Source organism: Streptomyces apricus, from assembly GCF_008369065.1.
GTDB classification, from domain to species: domain Bacteria; phylum Actinomycetota; class Actinomycetes; order Streptomycetales; family Streptomycetaceae; genus Streptomyces; species Streptomyces apricus.
The window spans coordinates 111,771-133,779 of the sequence record NZ_VDFC01000034.1 but is presented as its reverse complement, the minus strand read 5'-3'; the positions used below and the strand labels follow the sequence as shown (position 1 = coordinate 133,779).

The following is a 22,009-nucleotide window of genomic DNA, read 5'->3' as shown; positions in this document are numbered from 1 at the left end:
CGGCCTGCGGCCGAGTCCCCGCTGGCGGCTCTGTCCGCCCGTGAACGCGAGATCGCCTCCCTGGTCGCCGCCGGCCTGACCACCCCGGCCATCGCCGCCCGCCTCTTCCTCAGCCCCCGCACGGTCGAGTCCCATCTCGGCCGCATCTACCGCAAGACCGGCGTCACCTCACGAGCCGCCCTCGCCGTCCTGCAGACCAGGTCGGAGCTGCGCGACACGACGACCGGGGCGCCGGACCCCGCCTGAGCGCACCGGCGCCGCTCAGCAGGACACCACGCCGGACGGCGAGACGTAGACCGCGGACAGCACACCGTCCGCGCTCACCTCGACCGGGACCGGGGTCGTCGTGTCGGACAGCTCCAGGTCGGACGGCAGCGACCGCAGCGTGATGTCGTCGCCGACGTGGACCACCGACAGCGAGCCCTGGCAGTCGGAGCCCCCCGGCGGTGCGGAATCGGGCACGCTGCCGTTGCGCGGGCCGACCTTGTGGGACGTGACGTCGATCAGCGTGTACGTGTACTCGAAGCGGGCCGCGCTGACGGGGGTCTCCTCCCTGATCTGCTTGAGGTCGACCCAGTAGCGGGTGAGCTTCACCTCGATCGCCGTGCAGGGCCGCTGGGTGGCGTCCGGGGCGAAGTTCAGGCCCTCGGAGTTCAGGGTCAGTCCCTGGGACTGGTAGGCGCCGCTGGCACCGCGCAGTTCCTTGAGGTAGGCGGTGAGCCGCTCGGCGTTCATGCCCGCCGTCTTCACACACTGCGCCGACGCCTTCGCCGCCGGGCTCTGCGTCGCGCCGGCCGTGCCGGGGGCGGCCGTGTACCGGGCGAGCTCGGAGGGCGAGGACCGGGCGGCCGGCTCGTCCTTGGCCGGTTCGCCGCCCGAACACCCCGGGAGGGCGACCAGCGCCGCCGTCGCGGCAGCCGCCGTGACGAGCAACTTCCGTGCACTTCGCATGAGTTACCTTGCCCGCGTCGAGACCGCTGCCGGCCACAGAGTCACACACGCCGCAGCCCCGCGCACCCACCACACGGCTGCACGCAGCGCAATTGCGTAACCGATTACGTAGTTCTACGCACACCGCCCGCTCCGGCCGCCGCGCCGGGACCGAGGACAGCCTCGTGCCACCCCCTTCGGGTGGCCTATGCGGTCGTGGCGATGCCGCCGTCGACGGGGATCACGGTGCCCGTCAGGTACGCGCCTGCCCGGCCGGCCAGGAACACGGCGACGCCCGCCATGTCGTCGTCGCGGCCGATGCGGCGCAGCGGGGCCGACGCCGCGATCGCCTCGCCGAACTCGTCGAGGGTCGCGGCCATCATCGCCGAGGGGAACGGCCCCGGCGCCACGGCGTTCACGGTGACGTGCTGGGGTCCCAGTTCCTTGGCGAGCACGCGGGTGAGCTGATGCAGCGCGGCCTTGCTGCTGGAGTAGGAGTAGTTGGGCCGCTGGGGGATGTGGATAGCGGCGATGCTGCCGATGTTGATGATCCGCGCGGGATCGTCGGCGGTACCCGCCTTGCGCAGTGCGGGCAGCAGCGCCTGGACCAGCCAGAACGGCGACTTCAGATTGAGGTCGAGGACCGTGTCCCAGGCCGCGTCCGGGAACGTCGCGAGCGGCTCGTCCCACAGCGCGCCCGCGTTGTTGACGAGGATGTCCACACGCTCCGATCCGGCGGTGACCAGGTCGGCCAGCCGCCGGCACTCGTCGTGGCGCGACAGGTCGGCGGGGACGGCCCGCACCTCACCGAACGCGGACAGCTCTTCCTGCGCCCGGGCGCACGCTTCTTCGCTGCGCGAGCTGACGACCACGCGGGCGCCCGCCTGCAGCAGGCCACGCGCGATCATCATCCCGATGCCCCGGGTGCCGCCGGTGACGAGCGCCCGCTTGCCGCGCAGTTCGAAGAGTTCTGCGTGCGGTGTGAATCGGTTGTCTGTCACGTGTCGTCTTCCTCATGGACCGTGGGGGGCGACGCGTCGACGCATCGATGTATCGATGTGTCGGCGCATCGAAACCGGCATGCCCGCCACGCTAGGGCCCTGGCGTGCACTCCAAGCAAGCGGCGCGGATGGTGAGTTGCATGCCTTGCAGGGCGGGCCCGCCGGGGACGTCCGTGCCGGTCAGCGGGTGGCGCGCAGTCCGTCCAGGGTGAGGTCGATGAGGCGTTCGGCCTGATCGCGCCGCTCGGGTCCGGCCGAGATGAGGGCGATGCCGGTGAGGGCGGCGAACAGGTCGGCCGGGCTGACGTCGGAGCGGATCTCACCGGCCGCGGTGCCCGCCTCCATGAGCGAGGTGAGGGCGGCCTGGATCATCTGGTGGCTCTCGTTGTACGGGTCGCTGCCCGCGGCGACGACGGCCTGCAGGGCGTCGGCCATGCCGAACTTGGCCGTGACGTAGTCCATGAAGTGCCGCGTCCATGCGCGCAGCGCCTCGTGCGGCGGCAGGGTGGCCAGCAGGCCGGGCACCGCCTCGCACAGCCGGGCCAGCTCGCTGCGGTAGGCCGCCTCGACGAGGGCCTCGCGCGTGGGGAAGTTGCGGTAGAGGGTGCCGCTGCCGACGCCCGCTTCCCGGGCGATGCGCTCGTAGTGGGCGTCCAGTCCCTCCTCGGTGAAGACACGCACGGCGGCGGTCAGGATCTTGTCCCGGTTGCGCTGGGCGTCGGCCCGTAGCGGACGGTGCGGATCGCGGGGCATCGGGGGGACCTTCCGGTAGCGCGGTTTGCCAAGTGGAGGCGTCGCCACTTACGGTGTTCTAAGTGGCGACGCCTCCACTTAGATTCTAGGGCACGGGCACGGCCGTCTCCACGCATGTCCTGCCGTCACCGTTCGAAGGGGCTCCTCAGCATGTCGGAAATAGCGGGCAAGGTCGTGGCCATCACCGGCGCGGGCGGTGGTATCGGCGAGGCGACCGCGCTCCTGCTCGCCGAGCGGGGCGCCGCGGTCGTCCTGGGAGCACGGCGTACGCAGCGCCTGGAGGCGCTGGCCGCCCGCATCGAGCAAGCCGGCGGCCGGGCGGCCTGGGTCCGCACGGATGTGAAGCAACGCGCGGATCTCGTCGGCCTCGTCCGTGTGGCGCGCGAGCGCTTCGGGAAGCTCGACGTCCTGGTCAGCAACGCGGGCGTCGGTCTGATCTCCCCGCTGGACGAACTGCGCGTCGAGGACTGGGAGGAGATGATCGACGTGAACCTCAAGGGCGTGCTGTACGGGATCGCGGCCGCGCTGCCCGTCTTCCGCGAGCAGGGGTTCGGGCACTTCGTCCACACGGCGTCCGTCGCGGGGCTGAGCATCAGCCCCTCCATGGCGGTGTACGCCGGCACGAAGAACGCCGTCCGCGCCGTCTCCGAGGGGCTGCGGCAGGAGGCGGGGGACAGTCTGCGGGTGACCGTCGTCTCCCCGGGGTTCGTCCGCACCGGCTTCGCGGACCCCATGCTCCCCGCGCTGCGGGAGCGGATCGTCGAGCAGATGGAGCAGATGGGACTCTCGCCCGACGCGGTGGCCCGCGCCATCGCCTTCGCCATCGAGCAGCCCCAAGGGGTCGACGTGGGAGACCTCGTCGTCCGCCCCACCGCCCAGGCCTGACCCACCCGGCCGCTCCCGCTACAGCCGTCCCTACCGCCATCACCTGATCCGGCCCGGTCCGGTCCGGCCTCGCGGACCGTCCCCGCCGGCGGCACGCCACCGGCCCGCGGGACCAGCCGCCCGGCCGCCGCCCCGCCGGGTCAGTGCCGCTCGCGCGCCCCGCCCCGCGGTGTGGTGACGAGGAGACGGGCCCGGGATGCGGTGACCACCTCACGGAAGGCCGGGTCGGTCAGGAGCACGACCGGGGCTATACGGTGCGGCGACTCGCAGTGCCAGTGGGGCAGGGCGGTCTCGATGACGGCCCAGGCGTCGTCGCAGGCGCCGGGGGCGCCGGACAGGGCAATCGTCCGGGCCGTGTCCAAGGCCTCCTGGAAGAGGGGGGATTCGGGCAGCACCGGCGGGGCGGACGCGGCGGCGTGGGGGATCCAGTCGACGACGGGCCCGCCCTCGGACATGCGCAGCTCCGGCACGAGCACCGACGAGAAGTCCTTTTTCGGTCCGTACTCCTCCACCGTGCGACGCAGATACAGCGCCACGGCCTCCGCACGCACCTGTTCGAGACCGACCGCCTCGATGACATGCGGACGCGCGAGGACGCCGTTGCGGATCTCGTGGTGCGCGTAGGTCAGGTCGAGGAAGGCGCCCAGCACGACGGCCAGGTAGGCACCGGCCCCCGACCCCTTGACGGCGGCCTGCCCGAAGGTGGCCACCGCCCTTTCGGCCTCGCCCCGCAGGGCCTGCGCGCGGCCCTCGGCCACCAGCTGCTCGGCCCCCTCCGGATGGACGGCGCTGCCTGCGTAGCCCTTGAGCCGCTCGAACGAGGCGCGCTCCGCCGCGACCAGCTCGGCGAAGGACCCGTACCGCTCGCTCAGCCCCGGCTGCCAGCTCGACCACGTGTACGCGGCCCACTCCCCGTCCTGCGACACGTCCCCGGAGTCCAGCAGCCACACCTGGGCGTCGCCCTCGTCCGCGACGAGCAGGACGGGCGCCCTGACGTGCTCACTCGCGTCGTCCGTCTCGTCCGCCTCATCGCCATAGGCGTCCGTGTACATGTCCATGTACATCTCGGCGTCATCGTCGTCGAGCCAGTCGAGGGTGCCGGTGGTGCGCATCTCGTACATGAACGGGCCGGGGTGCGACCAGCCGTCGGAGGCGCCCAGGAACGAGCGGTAGCTGGGCGGGAGCCGGGTGCCGAGCCGCTCCTCCACGGCCGCGATCCGCTGCTCGTGCGCGCCCTCGTGGCCCAGCCATCCGGTGGCCCGCTGCTCGTCGCTGACGTGGAGCAACTCGCCCTCGGCCGACACCCGCAGAACGTCGGCACCGTACTCGGCCAGGTAGGAGCGCCACTGCTCGACGGTCCTGAGCCGCTCCGCGGCCGTCCCGGCTTCCGGGCCGTCGGCGAAATCCCCGAAACGTGATCGCACAGCACTCCTGACGTCCTGATGGTCCGATGTCCGTACGGCCGCTGAACGCGCCGAAGCCACGGGCCTGTTGGGCCCGCGCGGCCCACCACCCCCGGCACCGCCCATGCTAGGGACGCCCACTGACATCGCGGCCGGAGCCGTCGACCCACCGGCACCGCCCCGGCACCGGCACGGCACCCCGCCGCACCGCACCGCGCAGCGAGCCGGAGCGGTCCCGCGTCCTCGTCACGCCACGACCCGGGCGGTGCGACGCGGCGCTCTGAGTACACGTACTCATGAACGCGGCCGCGGGCGGGCCCGATAGTGGGAGCCCGCCCCGCACCTGAGGAGCAGTCCATGACGCGCCGGGGCTCCGGTGCCGAGGAGGCGGGCGGGCCCGGGGACGCCTTCGCGTCCCCGGACACCGACGCCGGGGCGGCGGCCGGCCCGGCGGGCCGACCGTCGTCGCCGGCCCACCAGATGCCGCCCATCACCAGCGAGAACGCCAGCAAGGCCGTTCTCGCCAGACGGTAGGCGCGCGTGCGGTACCAGGGCCTGGGCGCGTACCTACGCGGCACCGTCGGTCCGGCGGCGCAGCTGCCGGACGTAGACGAAGCCGGAGACGCCGACCAGGCCCACCGCTCCGGCGGCCGCGACCGCCGAGACCGTCGGCGCCTCGGCGAGGCCGCCGCCGCCCGCCGGGACCGAGCCGTTGGGGGTCTGCGGCTTGGCGTCGGGCTTGTTCTCCGGGGCCGCCTTGCAGTCGACCTTGAACTTCTTCTCCTTGCCCGCCCCGGTGCCGCCGACCGGCTTCCAGGTGAGCTTGTAGTCGCCGTCCGGCAGCGCCAGCGTGTCGGTGTAGCCGGTGCCGGTCGGGAGGGCGAGGGTGCCGTTGAGCGGGGTGGCGGCGGCCGCCGCCGTCGCGGGCTGCGGCTCGATGAGGTAGGTGATCCCCGTGACGCCGACGCCCTGGAAGTTGAAGGCGGCGAGGTAGAACTTGCAGACCTTCGTCTCGTCGCGCGGGTCGGTGGGGGACGTCGTCTCCGAGTGGATCTTGACGTCACCGCTGTCGGCGGGGGCGGCGAGGGCGGCCGGCGCCGCGAGGAAGGCGGCACCGGCGAGGGCGGCCGTGGTGAGGGCTGCGGCGCCGGTGCGGACGGCGGCGGAACGGGAGAGCGCTGACGCGGGCATACGAGGTCCTCCGAGCGGAATGATTGTCGTACGAATTGGCCGTGCACCTGACTCTCTTTCACATGTGCGGCCGCGCCACGCGGCGCATCGCTGATACAGCGTCAGAGATCGCCCGTCCGGACCAACGTTCCGGGGTCCGGGGGCCAGGGAAGGGCGCGGCGAGGGCGGCGGTCCACGTGAGCGGCCCGCACAGGCTTGTGCCGGGCGCGGGTCCTTCCGGCCGGCCCCGCCGTCAGGTCGCCCGCAGCCAGACGTAGGCGACGGGCTGCCCGGCGTTCCACGCCCCGGCCGACCCGGCGTCGACCGGCTCGAAGCCGGCGCCCCGGTAGCAGCGCAGGGCGACGGCGTTGTCCGGGTGGACGCGCATGAACACGTCAGCCGTCCCGGTGAGCCGGGCCTCGGCGAGCAGGCCCCGCACCAGTGCGCGTCCCAGGCCCCGCCCGCGGGCCTCCGGCGCCACGACGACGCGCGCCAGCTCGACCTCGTCCTCCTCAATGTCGAGCCACAACTCCCCGTACCCGACCAGCCGTTCACCGTCCATCAGGGCGCGGGCCGTCACGTCCGGCTCGTGCTGCCAGGCCGCGACGGTCTCCCCGGACACGGGGAACTCCCGTGCCCCGCACCACATCACCGCCTCCGTGGCGGAGCGGGCCCAACCCGCCACCGTCGCCGCGCTCTTGCTGTCGAAGGGGAGCAGGTTCACGGTGGTGTCCGTCCTCGTGGGCGTCGTATTTCTGCGGGACAACGCGAAAGGACCGTTGACGCGGCGGGGGCCGGGTGCCAACGTGCTCGCACCGAAGCGCGCCCGCCGCCGTGTCCTGTCCGTCGCCGCGTCCGTCGCCGCATCCGGCGGCCGGCCGCGGCCCGGAGTCCGGGAGGGCACTCACGGGGGACCCCTCCACCCGTGAGCGCCCTCCCCGTCCGGTGCCGGTCCGCTCAGGCGGACGGCCAGTTCCGCAGCGCCATGTCGGCCACCAGTTGCAGGTCGTCGCAGGTGGCGCCGCCCGCGGCCTGGACGGCGATGCCGTTCCCCACCGTCATGAGGTAGCGGGCGAGCAGCCCGGGGTCCGAGCCGGGCGGCAGGTCGCCCTCGTCGACGGCCCGCCGGAACCGGTCGCGCAGGGCGACGACCGCCTCCTCGCGCCAGGCCGTCAGGGTGTCGCGGGCGGCGCGGCCCGGCTCGCCCGCGGCGAGGGCGCCCTGGACGCCGAGGCACCCGGAGGGGCAGCCGGGGCGGGTGGTGGCCCGCACGGAGCCGTTGAGGAACGCGGCCGCGACCTGCCGGGCGGTCGGCTCCCGCAGGGCCCGGGCCCCGTACGAGGCGGGTCCCTCGGTGTAGCGCTCCAGGGCCTTGCGGAACAGGTCCTCCTTGTTGCCGAAGGCCGCGTACATGCTGGTGCGGGTGATGCCCATGGCCTCGGTCAGGTCGGTGAGGCTCGCGCCCTCGTAGCCCTGTTCCCAGAAGACCCGCACGGCCCGTTCCAGGGCCTCGTCGGTGTCGAAGCCCCTCGGCCGTCCGACCGGTGCCTTCCGTCGCGTCTCCATGTGCCCCACTCTACCTCTTCGGTATCGATCGGTACGGATGTGTTACCTTCCTCATTCCGTATCGATCGGTACTTAAATATCCGGAGGCCGGGACATGATCACGAACGTGGCGACGCGGAGCGGGGAACTCGACGGCAGGACCGCCGTCGTCACCGGGGGCAGCACCGGGATCGGCCTGGCCACCGCCGTCCGGCTGGCGGCCGAGGGCGCGCACGTGTTCGTCACCGGCCGCCGCGAGGCCGAGCTGGACGCGGCCGTGCGGACCATCGGCGCGGCGCGGGCCACCGCCGTGCCGGGCGACATCTCCGACCCGGCCGACCTGGACCGGCTGTACGACGCGGTCCGCGCCCGGGGCCGGGGCCTGGACGTGGTCTTCGCCAACGCCGCCGCCGCGTCGTTCGCGACGCTGGAGGAGGTCACCGAGGAGCACTTCGACACGACCTTCGGCGTCAACGTCCGGGGCACGCTGCTCACCGTGCAGAAGGCGCTGCCGCTGCTCAACGACGGCGCGTCGGTCATCCTCAACTCCTCGGTGCGCGCCGACGACGGTGTCGCGTCCTTCGGCACGTACGCGGCCTCCAAGGCGGCGATCCGCTCCTTCGCCCGCACCTGGGCGAACGAGCTCAAGCACCGCGGCATCCGCGTCAACGCGGTCTCCCCGGGCACCATCGACACCCCCGGGCTCGACGCCGCGGTCGCCACGGGGGACGGCTCCGTCACCAAGTCACAGTTCGCCTCCGGTGTCCCGCTCGGCCGGATCGGGCGCGCCGAGGAGGTCGCCGAGGCGGTGGCGTTCCTCGCCTCCGACCGCAGCAGCTTCGTCCTCGGCGCCAACCTGTACGTCGACGGCGGGGAGAACCAGCTCTGAGGTGAACGGATGGGCGGGCGCCGTCAGGACGTCCCGGGCGGGCCCCTGCTCGACCACCTCCCCGGCGTCCAGCACCGCGATCCGGTCCGCGAGCCGGGCCGTGTCCAGGTCGTGGGTGACGAGGACGAGGGACAGGTCGCCGCGGTCGCGGAGCAGCCCGGCGAGCAGGTCCAGCAGGTCCCGGCGGGTGACCGTGTCGAGGCCGGAGGTGATCTCGTCGCACACCAGCACGCGCGGCCGGGCGAGCAGGGCCCGGGCGAGCGCGGCCCGCTGGAGCTCGCCGCCGGACAGCAGGGCCGGGGCGCGGGCCGTCGACCCGGCCGCGAGACCGAGACTGCCGAGCACGTCCGCCGCCTCGGCGCGCGCCCGCGCCGCCGGGAGCCCGCGCAGCCGCACCGCCGTCCGGGCCACCTGGTCCAGGACCGGCCGGTGCTCGTCGAAGGAGGCGCGCGCGTCCTGGAAGACGTACTGCACGGCGGCGAGCAGGCCGCGGTCGCGGTCGCGCAGGCTGCGGGGGAGCACGGCCCCGTCGAGCAGCACCTCGCCCCCGTACGTGCGGTGCAGGCCGGCCAGGCAGCGGGCGAGGGTCGTCTTCCCGCTGCCCGAGCGGCCGAGGACGGCGAGGCACTCGCCGGGGTGCACGGTGAGGTCCGGCACGCGCAGCACCTCGGTGCCGGGCCGGTGGCGGGCCCGCAGTCCCCGCACCTGCAGGACGGCGTCGGGACGCGGCCCCTCCGGAGCCCGCCTCACCGGCGCGGGCGTGCCGGACAGGAGCCGGCGTGTCCAGGCGTGCGAGGGGGCCGACCACACCCGTTCCGCGGGGCCGGACTCCACGACCCGGCCGTCGCGCATGACCAGCACCTCGTCGGCCAGGGCGCGGACCGTCGCCAGGTCGTGGCTGAGCAGGACGACCCCGATCCCGCGCGCGGCGACCGCCGCCAGCTCGCCGACGACCCGGCGCCTGGTGAGCGCGTCCTGCCCGGTGGTGGGCTCGTCCGCGACGACGACCCGCGCCCCGAGCAGCAGGGCCTGCGCGAGCACCACCCGCTGCTGCTGCCCGCCCGAGAGCTGGTGCGGGAAGCGCCGCAACAGCGCTTCGCCTTCCGGCAGTTGAGCCGACGCCAGGGCGTGCAGGACCCGCTCCCGGGCCGCCCCGCGCCGCCGCGGGCGCGGCAGCCCGCGCACCTGCTCCCGCGCGATGTCGTGCAGCAGCGCGCCCACCCGCCGCGCGGGGTTGAGCACCTCGGCCGGGTGCTGCGGGACGTAGCCGACCCGTGCCTCCGCCACGCGTACGGATCCGCCGACGCGCGCGCCCGCCGGGAACTCGCCCAGCAGCGCGCGCCCCGTGGTCGTCTTCCCGCTGCCGGAGGTCCCGACCAGCGCGGTCACCCGCCCGGGCAGGACCCGCAGGCTCACCCCGTCGACGATGCGCCGGCCGCCGACCTCCACCGTCAGCCCGTCGATCTCCGCGACCGCCGTCGGACCGCTCATGGGCGCCGCTCCTCCATCCTGGTGCCGACCCCGCGGACGTCGGCGTGAACAGGTACGCGGGTGCGGGTCAGGGCCGCGTCGCAGAGCAGGTTGCACCCCATGGTGAGCGCCACGATCAGCAGCGCCGGGACGACCACGGCCCAGGGCTGCACGAACAGCCCCGTCCGGTTGCGGTCCACCATCACCGCCCAGTCGGCCGCGTCCGGCGCCACCCCGATGCCCAGGAACGCGGCCGTGGCCACCAGGTACAGGACACCGGTCAGCCGCACGCCCGCGTCGGCGGCGAGCGGCCGCAGGATCGACCGCCCGACGTGGCCCACGGCGACGCGCCACCACGACTCGCCCTGCATCCGCAGCGCCTCCACCGCGGGCCGGGCCGCCACGTCCGCCGCGGCGGCCCGCACGATCCGCGCCGCGTCCGGGACGTTCACGAGCGCCACCAGCAGCGCGAGGCCGGCCGGGCCGGGGGAGAACACCGTGGCCACCAGCAGGATCATCAGCAGGGACGGCACGGCCAGCAGCACGTCCAGGGGACGCATCAGCGCGTCCTCCAGCCACCTGCGGTGCGTCAGCGCGCCGATCAGCCCGACGGGCAGTGCCACCAGGTACGCCAGTGCCGTCGCCGTGACCGCGACCACCACCACGGGCCGGCCGCCGAGCAGCACCTGCCGCCCCACGTCACGTCCCACGAAGTCCGTGCCCAGCAGGTGCCCGTCGCCGAGCGTGAACGAGGCGGCCCGCGGCCCGGGCGCGCCCGCGAACCACGGCCCGCACAGCGCGAGCACCAGCGGCACGCACACCAGGACGGCCCCGAGCACGAACCGCCCCGGCGCCACCCCCTCGCCGGGCCCCTTCACGCGGCCACCTCCGCCCGGGGCGCGAACCGGTGGGCGACCAGGTCGGCCCCCAGGTTCAGGACCACCGTGACCACTCCGAAGACGACCGCGAGTCCCTGCACCACCGGCACGTCCCGTTCGGCCACGGCGTTCATCAGCACGGTCCCCAGGCCGGGGATCACGAACAGGGCCTCCACGACGATCACTCCGCACAGCAGCCAGTCGACCGTCCGGGCCAGTTGCTGGGCCGCGGGCGCGACCGCGTTCGGCAGGGCGTGCGCGTACCGCACCCGGGCGCCCGCGACGCCGTACCGCCGGGCCTGCGCGACGTACGGCGAGGCGAGCGCGTCGATCATCGAGGCGCGCACCAGCCGGCACAGCGAGCAGACCGGACGGGACAGCAGGACGAGCACCGGCAGGACGAGCGCGGCCGGGTGCCCGAGCAGGTCCGTGCCGTAGCCGACCGCCGTCGGCGGCAGCCAGCCGAGCCGCAGCGCGAACACCGTCACCAGCAGCACCCCGAGCGCGAACTCCGGTACCGCGTACACCCCGAGGGTCACCGCACTGACCAGCCGGTCCACGGGCCGCCCCTCGAAGCGCGCGGCCAGCACCCCGAGCCCGACCCCGGCCGGCACCAGCAGCACCACGGTGAGCGAGGCGAGCAGGAGGGTCGGGCCGAAGGCGTCCGAGAGGTACGCGCCGACGGGCCGCCCGGAGACCAGGGAGGTGCCGAAGTCCGCGTGCAGCAGCCCGCCGGCCCAGTCCGCCAGCCGTTCGTGCGCGGGCCGGTCCAGCTCCATGGCCTCGCGGACGGCGGCGATCCGCGCCGGGTCGGGCTGGTCCCCGGCGAGGGCCACCGCTGCGTCGCCCGGCAGCGCCTCGGTGAGCGCGAAGACCAGCAGCACCACGGCCGCGGTCTGCGCGCCACCGAGCAGCAGCCGCCGGGCGGCCCACGAACCGAGTCCGCTCACGCCAGCCAGACCTTGTCGAACCGCGCCCAGTCCAGCGTGTTCGCGGGCGCCTGGTCCTCGACCCCCTTGACGTTCCCGGCCGTTGCGATGATCCAGTCGGCGAACCCCCACACCAGGAAGCCGCCCTCCGCGTACAGCCGGCGCTGCATCCGCGCGAAGACGGCTGCGCGCTCCTTGTCGTCCTTCGTGGCCTGCGCCTGCCGGTACAGCGCGTCGAAGTCCTTGTGGTGCCACTTGGTGGCGTTGGTGGTGGAGTCGGTGAGGAGGCGCTGCGAGATGTGCGCCTCGATGGGCATGGCCCCGGAGCGGTAGCAGCACAGGGTGCCGGAGTCGAGGATGTCGGCCCAGTACGAGTCCTTGCTGCCCATCCGCACCTTCACGGTGACGCCGGCCTTCGCCGCCTGGTCCCGGAAGATGCTCGCCGCCTCGGTGAACCCGGCCGCGACCGCCGAGGTGTCCAGGGTGACCTCCAGCTTCTCCGCGCCCGCCGCCTTCAGCAGGGAGCGGGCCCGGCCGAGGTCCTGCTCGCGCTGGGGCAGCGTGCCGGCGTAGTACTCGTACCCCTTGCCGAAGAGGTCGTTGCCGACCACGCCCGCACCGGACAGCGCCCCGTCGACCAGCTCCTGGCGGTCGGCGATGAGGAAGAACGCCTCCCGGACCCGCGCGTCGTCGAAGGGCGCCCGGTCGGTCTTCATCGCGAAGGCCTGCATGGCGCTGTTGCGCAGCCGCACGATCTCTATCCGGCCTTTGCCCTCGTGGGCGCGCGCGGTCGTCGGGTTGAGCTCGTGGGCGTACTCGACCTGTCCGCCCAACAGCGCGTTCACCCGCGCGGACTCCTCGTTGGCGACGACGAACTCCAGCTCGTCGAGGTACGGGGCGCCGTCCCAGTAGGCGTCGTTGCGGCGGAAGACCGCCGAGCGGCCCGGCGCGAACGACACGAAGCGGAAGGGGCCCGAGCCGACCGGCTTCCCGTCGAAGTCGGCGTCGGACGTGCCGTCCGGCACGATGTACGCGCCGAACGCGGCCAGCACGTTGGGGAATTCCGCGGTCGGCCGCTTGAGGACGAACTCCACGGTCCGCCCGTCGACGGCCCGGCTCGCCGCCAGGTCGATCGGTTCGAGGGAGGCCTTGGCGCGGAACGCCTTGCCGGGGTCGGCGATCCGGCGGTAGCTGAACAGCACGTCCTCGGCGGTGACGGCCTTCCCGTCGTGGAACTCCGCCTCGCGCAGGGTGACCTTCCAGCGGTCGAGGCCCGCGTTCGGCTCCCAGCCGGTGGCGAGGCGGGGCCGGGCGGAGAGGTCGTCCCCGTAGTCGGCGAGCTTGTCGAAGAGCGCCTTGGCGCGGGCCACGTCGGCGAACAGGTTGGCCAGGTGCGGATCGAGCGTCTCGCTCGCCCCGCCGCCCGCGAAGGCGGCCCGCAGCCGTCCGCCGCGCCGGGGTTTGCCGTCGCCGTCGCCGGAACCGCGGTCGTCCTGGCCGTCCGGGCCGCCGCCGCAGCCGACGAGGGCGAGCGCGCCGATGCCGGAGGCGGCCGCGAGGAGGCCTCTGCGACGGAGGCCGGGTGAGTCCTGCATGAGCATGTCCTTGCTGTGAGGKGGGGCGGAGTCGTGGGGAGGGAAGGGCCCGGGTCAGCCGGCGAGGCGGGCCACCACGTGCAGCCGGTCGGCGTCGGCCGAGCCGGTGGACAGGGCGCCCTCCTGCCACGGTGGTTCGGTGCGCGGTCCCGGCCCGTCGTGCAGTTCCAGCACGGTGAAGCCGTGCGAGGCGAGGAAGTGGCGCAGCTCCTGGGGCAGGAGCAGCCGCCAGGCCGAGTGCTGTTCGACGGGGGCCGAGCCGTCGTCGGCGGTCCAGACGCGGGTACGGCGCAGGAGCTGGGCGGTGCGGTCGACGCGCAGCGTGGTCATCGAACGGTACGAAGTCCCCTGCCAGGAAAGGGCGTTGTACCTGGGCGTGTCCAGCAGGTCGTTGCGGCCGAGGAAGTAGGCGCCGTTGCGCATCTCCGCGACCAGGAGCCCGCCGGGGGCCAGGCTGCGGCGGCAGGAGGCCAGGAAGCCGTCCAGCTCGTCGTTGGTGTGGCAGTACAGGAGAGCGCTGTCCAGGCACACCACCGCGTCGAAGGACGCCCCGGCTCCGGACCCGCTCCCGCTCCCGGGTCCGGGTCCAGGGGCGAGGGAGAAGTCCCGCAGATCGGCGCGCACGTACCGCGGGCCCGGGTGGTGGACGCGGGCGTACGCCAGCATCGCCTCGGAGAGGTCGGCGCCGACCACGCGACGGCCCGCCGCGTGCAGGTGCGCCGCGTCCCGGCCGGTCCCGCAGCCCAGGTCGAGGACGGCGGGACCGGCCCCGTACCGGCGCAGGCGGTCCTCGGTCCACCGCCCGGCCAGCCGTCCGGGGTCGGGGAACCTGGCCTCGTACAGCTCCGGATGGTCGGTCAGCAGGTTGCCGCTCGTCATGCCACCGCCCCCACCGTCACGGCGCGCGCGGGAAGGGCTCCCAGGCGGCGCAGCCAGGTGACCCCGGCCGCCGACGCCAGACCGCAGAGCACGCAGAAGGCCCAGGGCAGCCAGGCCGTGCCGCGCTCGTCCCCGGCGTCCATCGCCCAGCCCACGACCGTGTTGCCCACGGCCGCGGCGATGCCGGAGACCATGTAGAAGATCCCGAAGTACGTGCCGGTCAGCTCCGGTCTGCCGAACCCGGGGACCAGCTCCATCACGAAGGGCTGCGCGACCATGATCCCGACGTACAGGAGCAGGACGCCCGCCAGCACGGGCACGGCGTGCCACAGGTGCGGGGCGGCCCCCGACACCAGCATCGGCGGCAGGAAGGCGAGCCCCATCAGGGCCAGGCCGGCGCCGACGGCCCGCGCGCGGTGCTCCTTCAGGGCCCGGGTGAGCCGCAGTTGCAGCGCGAGGTTGGCGAGCGTCCCGACCAGGAAGACGAGCCCGGCCGCGCCGTCCCAGCCGGTGGCGCGGCGGACGCCGTCGGGCAGCAGCAGGTACAGCTGGTTCTCCAGGGTGAACATGCCGACCATGGCGAGCGAGAAGGCGAGGAACGCGCGGTTGCCGACCACCTCGCGCCAGTCCGCGAGCACTCCGCCCGTGCTCGGCGGGACCGGCCGGGCCGGCAGCACCAGTGCCTGGGCCACGGTGAGCAGGGCGAAGATCCCGGCGGCGGTGAGCGCGGAGGCCCGGAAGTCGACGAGCAGCAGCACGCTGCCGAGCAGCGGCCCGACCAGCGCCCCGGTGGTCGCGAAGACGTTGAACAGCGCGAACGCCTCGGCCTTGCGCCCGCCCGCCTCCTGCGCGAGGTAGGTCCGCACGGCCGGGTTGAACAGCGCCCCGGCGAGCCCGCTGAGCACGGAGGCGGCCAGCAGCACCGCGAGTCCGTCGCCGAGCGCGAACAGCGCGAAGCCGACCGTGCGTACGGCGCAGCCGGTGATGACGACCCCGCGCGCCCCGAGCCGGTCCGCGGCCGAGCCGCCGATGAGGAACAGCCCCTGCTGGCTGAGGTTGCGCACCCCGAGCACGATCCCGACGACGGCCGCCGACATGCCCAGGTCCTCGCCCAGGTGCACGGCCAGATAGGGGATGAGCAGGTAGAAGCCGGTGTTGACCCCGAACTGGTTGATCAGCAGGAGCCGGATCGCGGGCGGGAACGTGCGTATCTCGTGGAGTGTCCTCACGGTCCGCCCGCCTCTCCCGTACGCGGCGCGGGTGCGCCGGACCCGTCGTGCATCCCGTGTGCGTCGTGCTTCTCGCGTACGCCGAGCCCGGGCAGGGCGCCCGCGCGGACGACGCCGTCGGCGCCGCCGATCCCGGTCCACGGGTCGTCGGCGAGCAGCAGGTGCCCGTCCAGGTCGGCCCAGCGGGCCCGGTCGGCCAGGTGCACGGCGGGCGCGAGGCCGAGCGTGCTGGCGGTGAGGCAGCCCAGCATCAGATCGGTGCCGCTGCCCGCGAGCAGTCCGGCGATGCGCAGTGCCGCGTGGGGCCCGCCGCACTTGGCGAGCTTGACGTTCACCCCCTGCACGCGGCCCGCGAGCCGCCGTACGTCGTCGATGCCGACCGCGTCCTCGTCGGCGATCACGGGCAGCGGCGCGTCCTCGGCGAGCCGGGCCAGGGCCTCCGGATCACCGGGGGCGACGGGCTGCTCGACCGCCTCGACGCCCAGCTCGGCGTACCGGTCCATGAGCGGACGGGCCTGTGCGGGGGTCCAGGCGCCGTTGGGGTCGAGCAGGATCCGGGCACCGGGCGCGGCGGAGCGCACGGCGCGTACGCGCTCGATGTCGTCCTCGGGGTCCGGGGCGCCGGCCTTGACCTTGAGGAGGGCGAATCCGGCGTCCGCCAGGGCCCGTGCCTGTGCGGCGGCGTGCGCGGCCGGGACGATGCCGATGGTGCGGGCGGTGCGCGCGCTGGGGGCATGCGCCGCGCCGAGCAGCCGGTGGACGGGTACCCCGGCCCGTTTGCCGCACAGGTCCAGGAGCGCCGACTCGACGGCCGCCCGCACCGCGGGAGGATGCTCGTCCGTGGCGTACCCGGCTGCGGGATGCGCGTCCGCGGAGTGTTCGTGCAGGGCGCTCTCGGGGTCCGGGAAGCGGGCCAGGTCGCGGCCGCACGCGTGCAGCAGCCGTTCCAGCGTGCCGGTGTCGAGGCCGTAGTAGACGCTGGTGACGGCCTCGCCGTGGCCGTACAGGCCCTCGTGCCCGACGGTCAGCCAGACGGCGTCGCGGGCGGCTGTGGTCGAACGGGAGATGCGCAGCGGCTCGGCGAGCGTGAGCCGCACGGTGCGCAGGGTGGCCTTCACGGGCTCCCTTCCAGGGGGTGCGGGGTGCCGGGGACCGGGAGCCCGGCGGCCGGGTCCGGCACCGGATCGGTCACCGGGTCGGTCACCGTGGTGCAGCGGGCCCAGCCGGTGGCCTCGACGGCGCGGGCGTGCGGGATCTCGACGGGACGGGTGGCGGCGCCGGCCGGGTCGAGACCGTGGGCCGCGGCGAAGTCGTCGTCGTAGACCGTGCCGAGGTAGCGGTGCGGTCCGTCGGGGAAGACCGTGGCGACCACGGCGCCGGGGTGGACGCGGGCCGCCCACGCGGAGACCAGCGCGACCGCGCCCGTGCTCCAGCCGCCGCTGACGAAACTGCCGCGGGCCAGGCGCCGGCAGGCGTCCGCCGCCTCGGCCGGACCGACCCAGTGCACCTCGTCGAAGGCCTCGTAGGCCACGTTGCGCGGATGGATGCTGCTGCCCAGACCGCGCATCAGCCGGGGTCTGGCGGGCTGCCCGAAGATGGTGGAGCCGGTGGCGTCCACGCCGATCAGCCGCAGCCGGGGCCAGTGCCTGCGCAGCGGCCCGGCGATCCCGGCGCTGTGCCCGCCCGTGCCGACGCTGCACACCAGCACGTCCAGGTGGTCCAGCTGCGAGGCGAGTTCGGCGGCCAGCGAGGCGTAACCGGCGATGTTGTCGGGGTTGTTGTACTGGTCGGGCCAGTAGGCGTCCGGCAGGGTGCCCAGCAGCTCGCGCAGCCGCGCCAGCCGGGCCGCCTGCCAGCCGCCCGTGCCGGCCGGCCGGTCGACGAGTTCGAGCCGAGCCCCGTACGTGCGCAGCAACTGCCGCATGGACAGTTCGAGTTCGGTGTCGCCGACGAGCACGATGGGGTGGCCCAGCGCCTGCCCGGCGAAGGCGAGACCGATGCCGAGCGTCCCGGAGGTGGACTCCACCACCGGTGCGCCGGGCAGCAGTTCGCCCCGCTCGCGGGCGCCGAGCAGCATGGACACCGCCGCCCTGGCCTTCATCCCGCCCGCGGCGAGGCCCTCCAGCTTGGCCCAGAAGCCGGGCTGCGGGTACGGCAGGTCGGTGGTCACCCGGGCCAGCGGGGTGCGGCCGAGCAGGGAGAGCAGCTCGGGGTTGGCGGCGCGGGGGCGCAGCACGGTCGTGGTCACAGCGCGGCTCCCGTACGGCCGTAGCGGTGGACGGTGCCCGGGCCGCCGTCCAGCCAGAAGAAGGGGTAGGGCTCCGCGCACACCGCGCTGACGCCGGAGCCGAGGAACCGCGGCAGCACGGCGCTGCCGGTCTGCGCGAACATCACCAACTGCCGTCCGGTGCGCAGGGCGTGCTCCCGCAGCGGCTCGAAGGTCCCGTTGCCCAGGGTCATCCCGGAGGCCAGCACGGCGTCGCAGCGGTCGAGTGCGGCGAGGGCGTCGGTGACCACGTGCTCGCCCCACTCCGTCGTACCGCCCTTGAGGTCGCACGGTATGTACGCGAGACCGCGCGCACGCAGCGCCTCCAGCAGCGAGTTGACGACGCCGACGACCAGGACGGTCCGTCCCGGCGCGAGGTTCAGCAGGCCGGCGACGGCCCGGGCCCGCGCCCGGGACTTCTCCAGGGAGCTCCCGGCGGGCAGCGGCCGGGGGAGGGCGCCGTTCTCCGGGGTGTGCGGGCGCACGTGCATCAGATAGGCGTCCAGCGCCGCGACGCGCACCGCGGGGAGCGGGTGCTCCAGCAGGCGCGCGACGTCCGCCCCGGCGCAGTCGTCGACCGCGCCGGCCGGCAGCGCGCCGGGCTCCACCGCGCACGAGCCGACCGCCCGGTCCAGGCGCAGACTGAGCACCTCGTTGCGGTAGCCGCCGCGGCGCCCGTCGTGCCGTACCGCCTGGCTGGTGGTGAACGCCACCGCGATGCGCAGGGTCCGCGGGTCCGGACCGAGTTCGGCGGCCCGCACCTGTTGGACGAGACCGTCGTACGAGAGCGGGCAGGGCTCCGCGCTGCCTCCGTCCGGGGCCGCGGTGGGGCGCTGTGCGCCGGTCCCGGCCCTCATCGGGCGGACACCCGCGGTCGCAGCCCGGAGAGCAGCGTCTCGACGCGGGCCCGCGCGCCGAGCCCCTCGGCGTCGCCCGCCATCACGTGCCCGAGGTACTCGTTGTTGCTGCCGGCCGCCTTCACCGTGCGGCCCGGCTCGGCGAACTGGGCCTCCAGCACGGGCGGTTCGGCGCGCACCCGGTCCGCGCCCTCGATCGACTCCAGCGTCCCCGCGGTGTCCGGCACGAGGAAGCCGACGGCCGCGCTGCGCAGTCCGGTCTCGCGCCGCCGCAGGTCGGGGGCGCGGCCGAGGGCCACGTCCACGCAGACGGCGGCCAGGTCGATGCCGGTGACGTGCCGGATCAGCTCGGTGATGCGGTTGCCGGCCGGGCGCGGGTTGACCTCGACGACGCGGGGCCCGGCGGCGGTCAGCCTGATCTCGGTGTGGGCCACGACGGAGTCGAGACCGAGCGCCCCGACCGCCCGCACCGCGGTGTCCCGGGCGGCCTGCGCGTCGTCCGGGGCGAGGGCGGCGGGGAACATGTGGCCGGTCTCGACGAAGGCCGGGGCCCCGCCGAGGCTCTTGTCGGTCACCCCCACCACCTGCGTCGTACCGCCGAACGACACGGTCTCCACGCTGACCTCGGGGCCGTCGAGGAGTTCTTCGAGGAGCAGCGCGGACGCCCGCACCTGCCCCCGGGCGTTGCGCGGAAAGTCCGCGATCGCCCGGCAGGCGTCGGCGAGTTGACGCTCGTCGTCCACGCGCCGCACGTACATGCCCGCGCAGAGGTCGACGGGCTTGACCACCAGCGGGAAGCCCAGCTCGCGCGCGGCCTCCCCGGCCGCGGCCCGGTCGGCGCAGACGGCGAACCGGGGTCCGGGGACGCCCGCCTCGCCGAGCACGCGCCGGGTGCGGTCCTTGCGGCAGGCGTCCTCGACGGATCCGGGCGTCGGCCCGGGGAGCCCCAGCCGGGCGGCGATCCGCGCCACGGTGGGCAGGTAGTAGTCGCAGGACGTCACCACCGCGTCGAAGCCGAGCGCTCCGTGCAGCCGCTCCACCGTGGGGAGCAGGGAGTCCAGGTCATTCGTCTCGGCGGTCAGCACGTTGCGGGCCGCGAGCAGGGGATGGGACGTGCCCTCCGGGGCGGAGCGCAGGTAGTGGTGCAGGTCCCGGGTGAGGAAGGTGAACTCGTGCCCGCCCTCCCGGACGGCCCGTGGCAGCAGTCTGCTCATCGATCCGACCCAGCTCTCGACCACCAACAGATGAGCCACAACTCCCCTTCCGCGCCATTCGGTTCAGTGCCAGGGCACGCCGGTGGCACCCCGCGGAGGGGTGTGGCGGCCGTGACCGACGCACACGCTATCGACAATCATTTTCATTGTCACTCGGTGCGGCGGGKTTGTTGCCGCCGCGGCAAAAACCGGTGGACAGGACCCGGGTCCGGGCGCGTACAACGAAGGGCGCGTTCCGGCCCGCACCACCACTCCCTCGGACCGAAGGAATCCCCGCAGTGGACCTGCCCCGCAGCTTCACCGTCCGCGAAGGCGGACACCGCATCCACAACCCGTTCACCGCCGAGAAGCTGGCGACCCTGGGCCGGGCGATCGGCCCGGCGCCCGGGACCCGTGTGCTCGACCTCGCCTGCGGTAGCGGTGAGATGCTGTGCACCTGGGCGCGCGACCACGGGGTGACCGGCACGGGGGTGGACATCAGCACCGTGTTCCTGACGAAGGCGCGGGCCCGCGCCGTGGAACTCGGCGTCGCCGACCGGGTCGCCTTCCGGCACGGCGACGCGTCGGGCCACGTCGCCGACGAGCCCGTCGGCATCGCCGCGTGCGTCGGCGCCACCTGGATCGGCGGCGGGGKGGCGGGCACGGTCGAGCTCCTGCGCCAGAGCCTGGCCCCCGGCGGGATCATGCTCGTCGGCGAGCCGTACTGGCGGCGCGAACCCGAGGACCGGGCCACCGTCGAGGGCTGCCACGCCACCTCCAGGGACGACTTCCGCCCGCTCCCGGAGCTGGTCGCGCACTTCGGCGAACTGGACTGCGACGTGGTCGAGATGGTCCTGGCCGACCAGGACAGCTGGGACCGGTACGCGGCCGCGCAGTGGCTCGCCACCCGGCGCTGGCTCGACGCCCACCCCGACGACGAACTGGCCGGCGAGCTGCGCGCGGAGCTCACGGCCGCGCCCCTGCGGCATGTCCGCTACCAGCGGGAGTACCTGGGGTGGGGCGTCTTCGCGCTGATGAACCGCTGACGGGCGCCCGCCGGGTCGTCCCGCCGGTCCGATCCACCTGTCCTGCCCGCCGGTCCGACCCGCCGGTCCGGTGCGCCGGGCGCGGTGTCGCGCACCTGTTCGGGGCCGCGCCGTTGAACCGCCGGGCGGAGCCTCCCGTATCCCTTCTCGGTAGCGCCCTTCTCAGCAGCGCCCGGAGGGAGAGCAGGTTGTCGACACCGTCCGACCCGCAGGAGCCGTCGCGTCGTCCGGCCCTGGAGCCGACCCACGTTCTGCGCCGCAGGCAGCCGGGGTCGCTGGCGGACCTGTTGCGGCAGGTGCAGGAGAAGGAGGGCCGGCGGGAACGCGACCCGGACGACGAGTACGAGGTCGTCACCGTCGTGGAGGCGGCGAGCGCCACCCCGCCCGGACCGGCGGAGGACGACACCCAGGAGCTGCCGCCGGTCGCCGAAGGCGCGAACGGAGCCGGGAACGGGGGCGCGAACGGAGCCGGGAACGTAGGCGGCAGCGGGGGCGAGAGCTGGGACGGCGCCGGGGACACGGCCGGCGCCCGGCCGGTGCCGCGCAGGAGCCGTCCGGCCGGGCGCGGACCGGCGCACGGCCGCACCGACGACCTGGTGCGCCGTACGGCGCTGGGCGCGGCCGCCGTGGCCGCCGCGCTGGCGGGGTTCGGCGGGGCTCTCCTGCTCACCTGGGACCGGGGCGCCGCGGACGCCGCGGACGCGCCGCCCCCGGCCGCGTCGMCCGCGCCGTCCGCGTCCGTCCCCGCGCCGCAGGGCGGCGACCCGGACGGCCCCGGCACCCTGCGCGAGGGCGACCGCGGGCCCGCGGTGAGCGACCTGCAGCAACGGCTGCGGCGTATCCCGAACGTGTACGACCAGGGCACGCCCGACGGTGTGTACGACGCCACGCTGAGGGCGGCGGTCGCCCGCTTCCAGCTCTGGTACGGCATCCGGGGCGACGAGACGGGCGTGTACGGCAACGACMCCCGCCTGGACCTGGAGTCCCGCACGGCACCCGGCGCGGCCCCGGCGCCCGGAGCCTGACGTACCGCAGGACCGGTCCGACCGGTGCATCCGGCGTGCCCGGAAACCGCCTGCCGGGGCCCGGTC

General features: G+C 74.6%; 22 protein-coding genes and 1 pseudogene. 6 read left to right on the top strand and 17 right to left on the bottom strand.

Annotated features, from left to right (window positions below; translation table 11 throughout):
* On the top strand, positions 1–246 hold a 246-nt coding region (locus FGF04_RS12280; protein WP_149511328.1), incomplete at its 5' end, for a helix-turn-helix domain-containing protein.
* Between the two features lie 15 nt (positions 247–261).
* Here FGF04_RS12280 and FGF04_RS12275 read toward each other — a convergent pair.
* The 3 genes from FGF04_RS12275 to FGF04_RS12265 all read right to left on the bottom strand — a co-directional run bounded on the left by FGF04_RS12275 (position 262) and on the right by FGF04_RS12265 (position 2,684).
* A complete protein-coding gene (locus FGF04_RS12275; RefSeq protein WP_149511327.1) occupies positions 262–951 on the bottom strand; it encodes a hypothetical protein in 690 nt (229 codons plus the stop codon).
* A gap of 185 nt (positions 952–1,136) precedes the next feature.
* Positions 1,137–1,931, bottom strand: a complete 795-nt coding sequence (locus FGF04_RS12270) for an SDR family oxidoreductase (RefSeq protein ID WP_149511326.1) — start codon at positions 1,929–1,931, stop codon at positions 1,137–1,139.
* 180 nt (positions 1,932–2,111) lie between these two features.
* On the bottom strand, positions 2,112–2,684 hold the full coding sequence (locus FGF04_RS12265; protein WP_149511325.1) for a TetR/AcrR family transcriptional regulator: 573 nt from the start codon (positions 2,682–2,684) through the stop codon (positions 2,112–2,114).
* 150 nt (positions 2,685–2,834) lie between these two features.
* Between FGF04_RS12265 and FGF04_RS12260 the strand changes: the two genes are divergently transcribed.
* Positions 2,835–3,569 carry an SDR family oxidoreductase gene (locus FGF04_RS12260; RefSeq protein ID WP_149511324.1) on the top strand — a complete coding sequence of 245 codons (735 nt, stop codon included), beginning with the start codon at positions 2,835–2,837 and terminating at the stop codon, positions 3,567–3,569.
* Between the two features lie 140 nt (positions 3,570–3,709).
* Here the strand turns inward: FGF04_RS12260 and FGF04_RS12255 are convergent, their stop codons facing one another.
* Positions 3,710–4,993 (bottom strand): SMI1/KNR4 family protein, encoded by a 1,284-nt coding sequence (locus tag FGF04_RS12255; RefSeq protein ID WP_235882296.1) that lies wholly within the window; start codon positions 4,991–4,993, stop codon positions 3,710–3,712.
* A gap of 336 nt (positions 4,994–5,329) precedes the next feature.
* Between FGF04_RS12255 and FGF04_RS40020 the strand changes: the two genes are divergently transcribed.
* A complete protein-coding gene (locus FGF04_RS40020; RefSeq protein ID WP_188114057.1) occupies positions 5,330–5,506 on the top strand; it encodes a hypothetical protein in 177 nt (58 codons plus the stop codon).
* A 33-nt stretch (positions 5,507–5,539) separates the two neighbouring features.
* Here FGF04_RS40020 and FGF04_RS12250 read toward each other — a convergent pair whose 3' ends face one another.
* From FGF04_RS12250 to FGF04_RS12240, 3 genes are all read right to left on the bottom strand, one after another.
* Positions 5,540–6,163 (bottom strand): hypothetical protein, encoded by a 624-nt coding sequence (locus FGF04_RS12250; protein ID WP_149511322.1) that lies wholly within the window; start codon positions 6,161–6,163, stop codon positions 5,540–5,542.
* A 232-nt stretch (positions 6,164–6,395) separates the two neighbouring features.
* The gene (locus FGF04_RS12245; RefSeq protein WP_223146377.1) at positions 6,396–6,866 is read right to left on the bottom strand and encodes a GNAT family N-acetyltransferase; all 471 of its coding nucleotides are present in this window, start codon (positions 6,864–6,866) and stop codon (positions 6,396–6,398) included.
* Positions 6,867–7,099: 233 nt separating this feature from the next.
* Positions 7,100–7,708, bottom strand: coding sequence for a TetR/AcrR family transcriptional regulator (locus tag FGF04_RS12240; RefSeq protein WP_149511321.1), 609 nt, complete (start codon positions 7,706–7,708; stop codon positions 7,100–7,102).
* Between the two features lie 94 nt (positions 7,709–7,802).
* On the opposite strand from FGF04_RS12240, the gene FGF04_RS12235 reads away from it, so the two are divergent.
* Complete coding sequence (locus FGF04_RS12235) at positions 7,803–8,576, top strand: SDR family NAD(P)-dependent oxidoreductase (protein ID WP_149511320.1); 774 nt, start codon at positions 7,803–7,805, stop codon at positions 8,574–8,576.
* 216 nt (positions 8,577–8,792) lie between these two features.
* On the opposite strand, the pseudogene FGF04_RS12230 reads toward FGF04_RS12235, so the two are convergent.
* The 10 genes and pseudogenes from FGF04_RS12230 to FGF04_RS12185 form a co-directional block, all read right to left on the bottom strand.
* A pseudogene (locus FGF04_RS12230) lies at positions 8,793–10,067 on the bottom strand (ABC transporter ATP-binding protein); the annotation flags it as partial.
* Entirely contained in the window at positions 10,064–10,924 is an 861-nt protein-coding gene (locus FGF04_RS12225) for an ABC transporter permease (protein WP_408055609.1), read from the bottom strand. The pseudogene FGF04_RS12230 and the gene FGF04_RS12225, both read right to left, overlap by 4 nt.
* A complete protein-coding gene (locus tag FGF04_RS12220) occupies positions 10,921–11,874 on the bottom strand; it encodes an ABC transporter permease (RefSeq protein ID WP_149511319.1) in 954 nt (317 codons plus the stop codon). Before FGF04_RS12220 ends, FGF04_RS12225 begins: the two co-directional genes overlap by 4 nt.
* Complete coding sequence (locus tag FGF04_RS12215; protein ID WP_149511318.1) at positions 11,871–13,448, bottom strand: ABC transporter substrate-binding protein; 1,578 nt, start codon at positions 13,446–13,448, stop codon at positions 11,871–11,873. The genes FGF04_RS12220 and FGF04_RS12215 overlap by 4 nt, the downstream gene beginning before the upstream one ends.
* A 54-nt stretch (positions 13,449–13,502) precedes the next feature.
* Positions 13,503–14,327, bottom strand: coding sequence for a class I SAM-dependent DNA methyltransferase (locus tag FGF04_RS12210; protein ID WP_149511317.1), 825 nt, complete (start codon positions 14,325–14,327; stop codon positions 13,503–13,505).
* Positions 14,324–15,556 (bottom strand): MFS transporter, encoded by a 1,233-nt coding sequence (locus tag FGF04_RS12205; protein WP_149511316.1) that lies wholly within the window; start codon positions 15,554–15,556, stop codon positions 14,324–14,326. Before FGF04_RS12205 ends, FGF04_RS12210 begins: the two co-directional genes overlap by 4 nt.
* Positions 15,553–16,674: a dipeptide epimerase gene (locus tag FGF04_RS12200; RefSeq protein ID WP_149511315.1), complete on the bottom strand. Its 1,122-nt coding sequence runs from the start codon at positions 16,672–16,674 to the stop codon at positions 15,553–15,555. The genes FGF04_RS12205 and FGF04_RS12200 overlap by 4 nt, the downstream gene beginning before the upstream one ends.
* Positions 16,671–17,804: a PLP-dependent cysteine synthase family protein gene (locus FGF04_RS12195; protein WP_149511314.1), complete on the bottom strand. Its 1,134-nt coding sequence runs from the start codon at positions 17,802–17,804 to the stop codon at positions 16,671–16,673. Before FGF04_RS12195 ends, FGF04_RS12200 begins: the two co-directional genes overlap by 4 nt.
* On the bottom strand, positions 17,801–18,679 hold the full coding sequence (locus FGF04_RS12190; RefSeq protein WP_149511313.1) for a Rossmann-like domain-containing protein: 879 nt from the start codon (positions 18,677–18,679) through the stop codon (positions 17,801–17,803). The genes FGF04_RS12195 and FGF04_RS12190 overlap by 4 nt, the downstream gene beginning before the upstream one ends.
* The gene (locus FGF04_RS12185) at positions 18,676–19,932 is read right to left on the bottom strand and encodes an ATP-grasp domain-containing protein (RefSeq protein WP_149511312.1); all 1,257 of its coding nucleotides are present in this window, start codon (positions 19,930–19,932) and stop codon (positions 18,676–18,678) included. Before FGF04_RS12185 ends, FGF04_RS12190 begins: the two co-directional genes overlap by 4 nt.
* 239 nt (positions 19,933–20,171) lie before the next feature.
* Here FGF04_RS12185 and FGF04_RS12180 point away from each other — a divergent pair, with 239 nt between their 5' ends.
* Together FGF04_RS12180 and FGF04_RS12175 are read left to right on the top strand one after the other, a co-directional pair.
* Complete coding sequence (locus FGF04_RS12180) at positions 20,172–20,918, top strand: SAM-dependent methyltransferase (RefSeq protein ID WP_149511311.1); 747 nt, start codon at positions 20,172–20,174, stop codon at positions 20,916–20,918.
* Between the two features lie 188 nt (positions 20,919–21,106).
* Positions 21,107–21,943, top strand: coding sequence for a peptidoglycan-binding domain-containing protein (locus FGF04_RS12175; protein ID WP_149511310.1), 837 nt, complete (start codon positions 21,107–21,109; stop codon positions 21,941–21,943).
* Positions 21,944–22,009: the final 66 nt, after the last annotated feature.

Excerpts from the sequence above, each read along its gene's own strand:
- FGF04_RS12265 (WP_149511325.1), bottom strand. The coding sequence starts at position 2,684 with ATGCCCCGCGATCCGCACCGTCCGCTACGGGCCGACGCCCAGCGCAAC.
- FGF04_RS12235 (WP_149511320.1), top strand. The coding sequence starts at position 7,803 with ATGATCACGAACGTGGCGACGCGGAGCGGGGAACTCGACGGCAGGACC.
- FGF04_RS12190 (WP_149511313.1), bottom strand. The coding sequence starts at position 18,679 with ATGAGGGCCGGGACCGGCGCACAGCGCCCCACCGCGGCCCCGGACGGA.
- FGF04_RS12260 (WP_149511324.1), top strand. The coding sequence starts at position 2,835 with ATGTCGGAAATAGCGGGCAAGGTCGTGGCCATCACCGGCGCGGGCGGT.
- FGF04_RS12215 (WP_149511318.1), bottom strand. The coding sequence starts at position 13,448 with ATGCAGGACTCACCCGGCCTCCGTCGCAGAGGCCTCCTCGCGGCCGCC.
- FGF04_RS12210 (WP_149511317.1), bottom strand. The coding sequence starts at position 14,327 with ATGACGAGCGGCAACCTGCTGACCGACCATCCGGAGCTGTACGAGGCC.
- FGF04_RS12275 (WP_149511327.1), bottom strand. The coding sequence starts at position 951 with ATGCGAAGTGCACGGAAGTTGCTCGTCACGGCGGCTGCCGCGACGGCG.
- FGF04_RS12250 (WP_149511322.1), bottom strand. The coding sequence starts at position 6,163 with ATGCCCGCGTCAGCGCTCTCCCGTTCCGCCGCCGTCCGCACCGGCGCC.
- FGF04_RS40020 (WP_188114057.1), top strand. The coding sequence starts at position 5,330 with ATGACGCGCCGGGGCTCCGGTGCCGAGGAGGCGGGCGGGCCCGGGGAC.
- FGF04_RS12240 (WP_149511321.1), bottom strand. The coding sequence starts at position 7,708 with ATGGAGACGCGACGGAAGGCACCGGTCGGACGGCCGAGGGGCTTCGAC.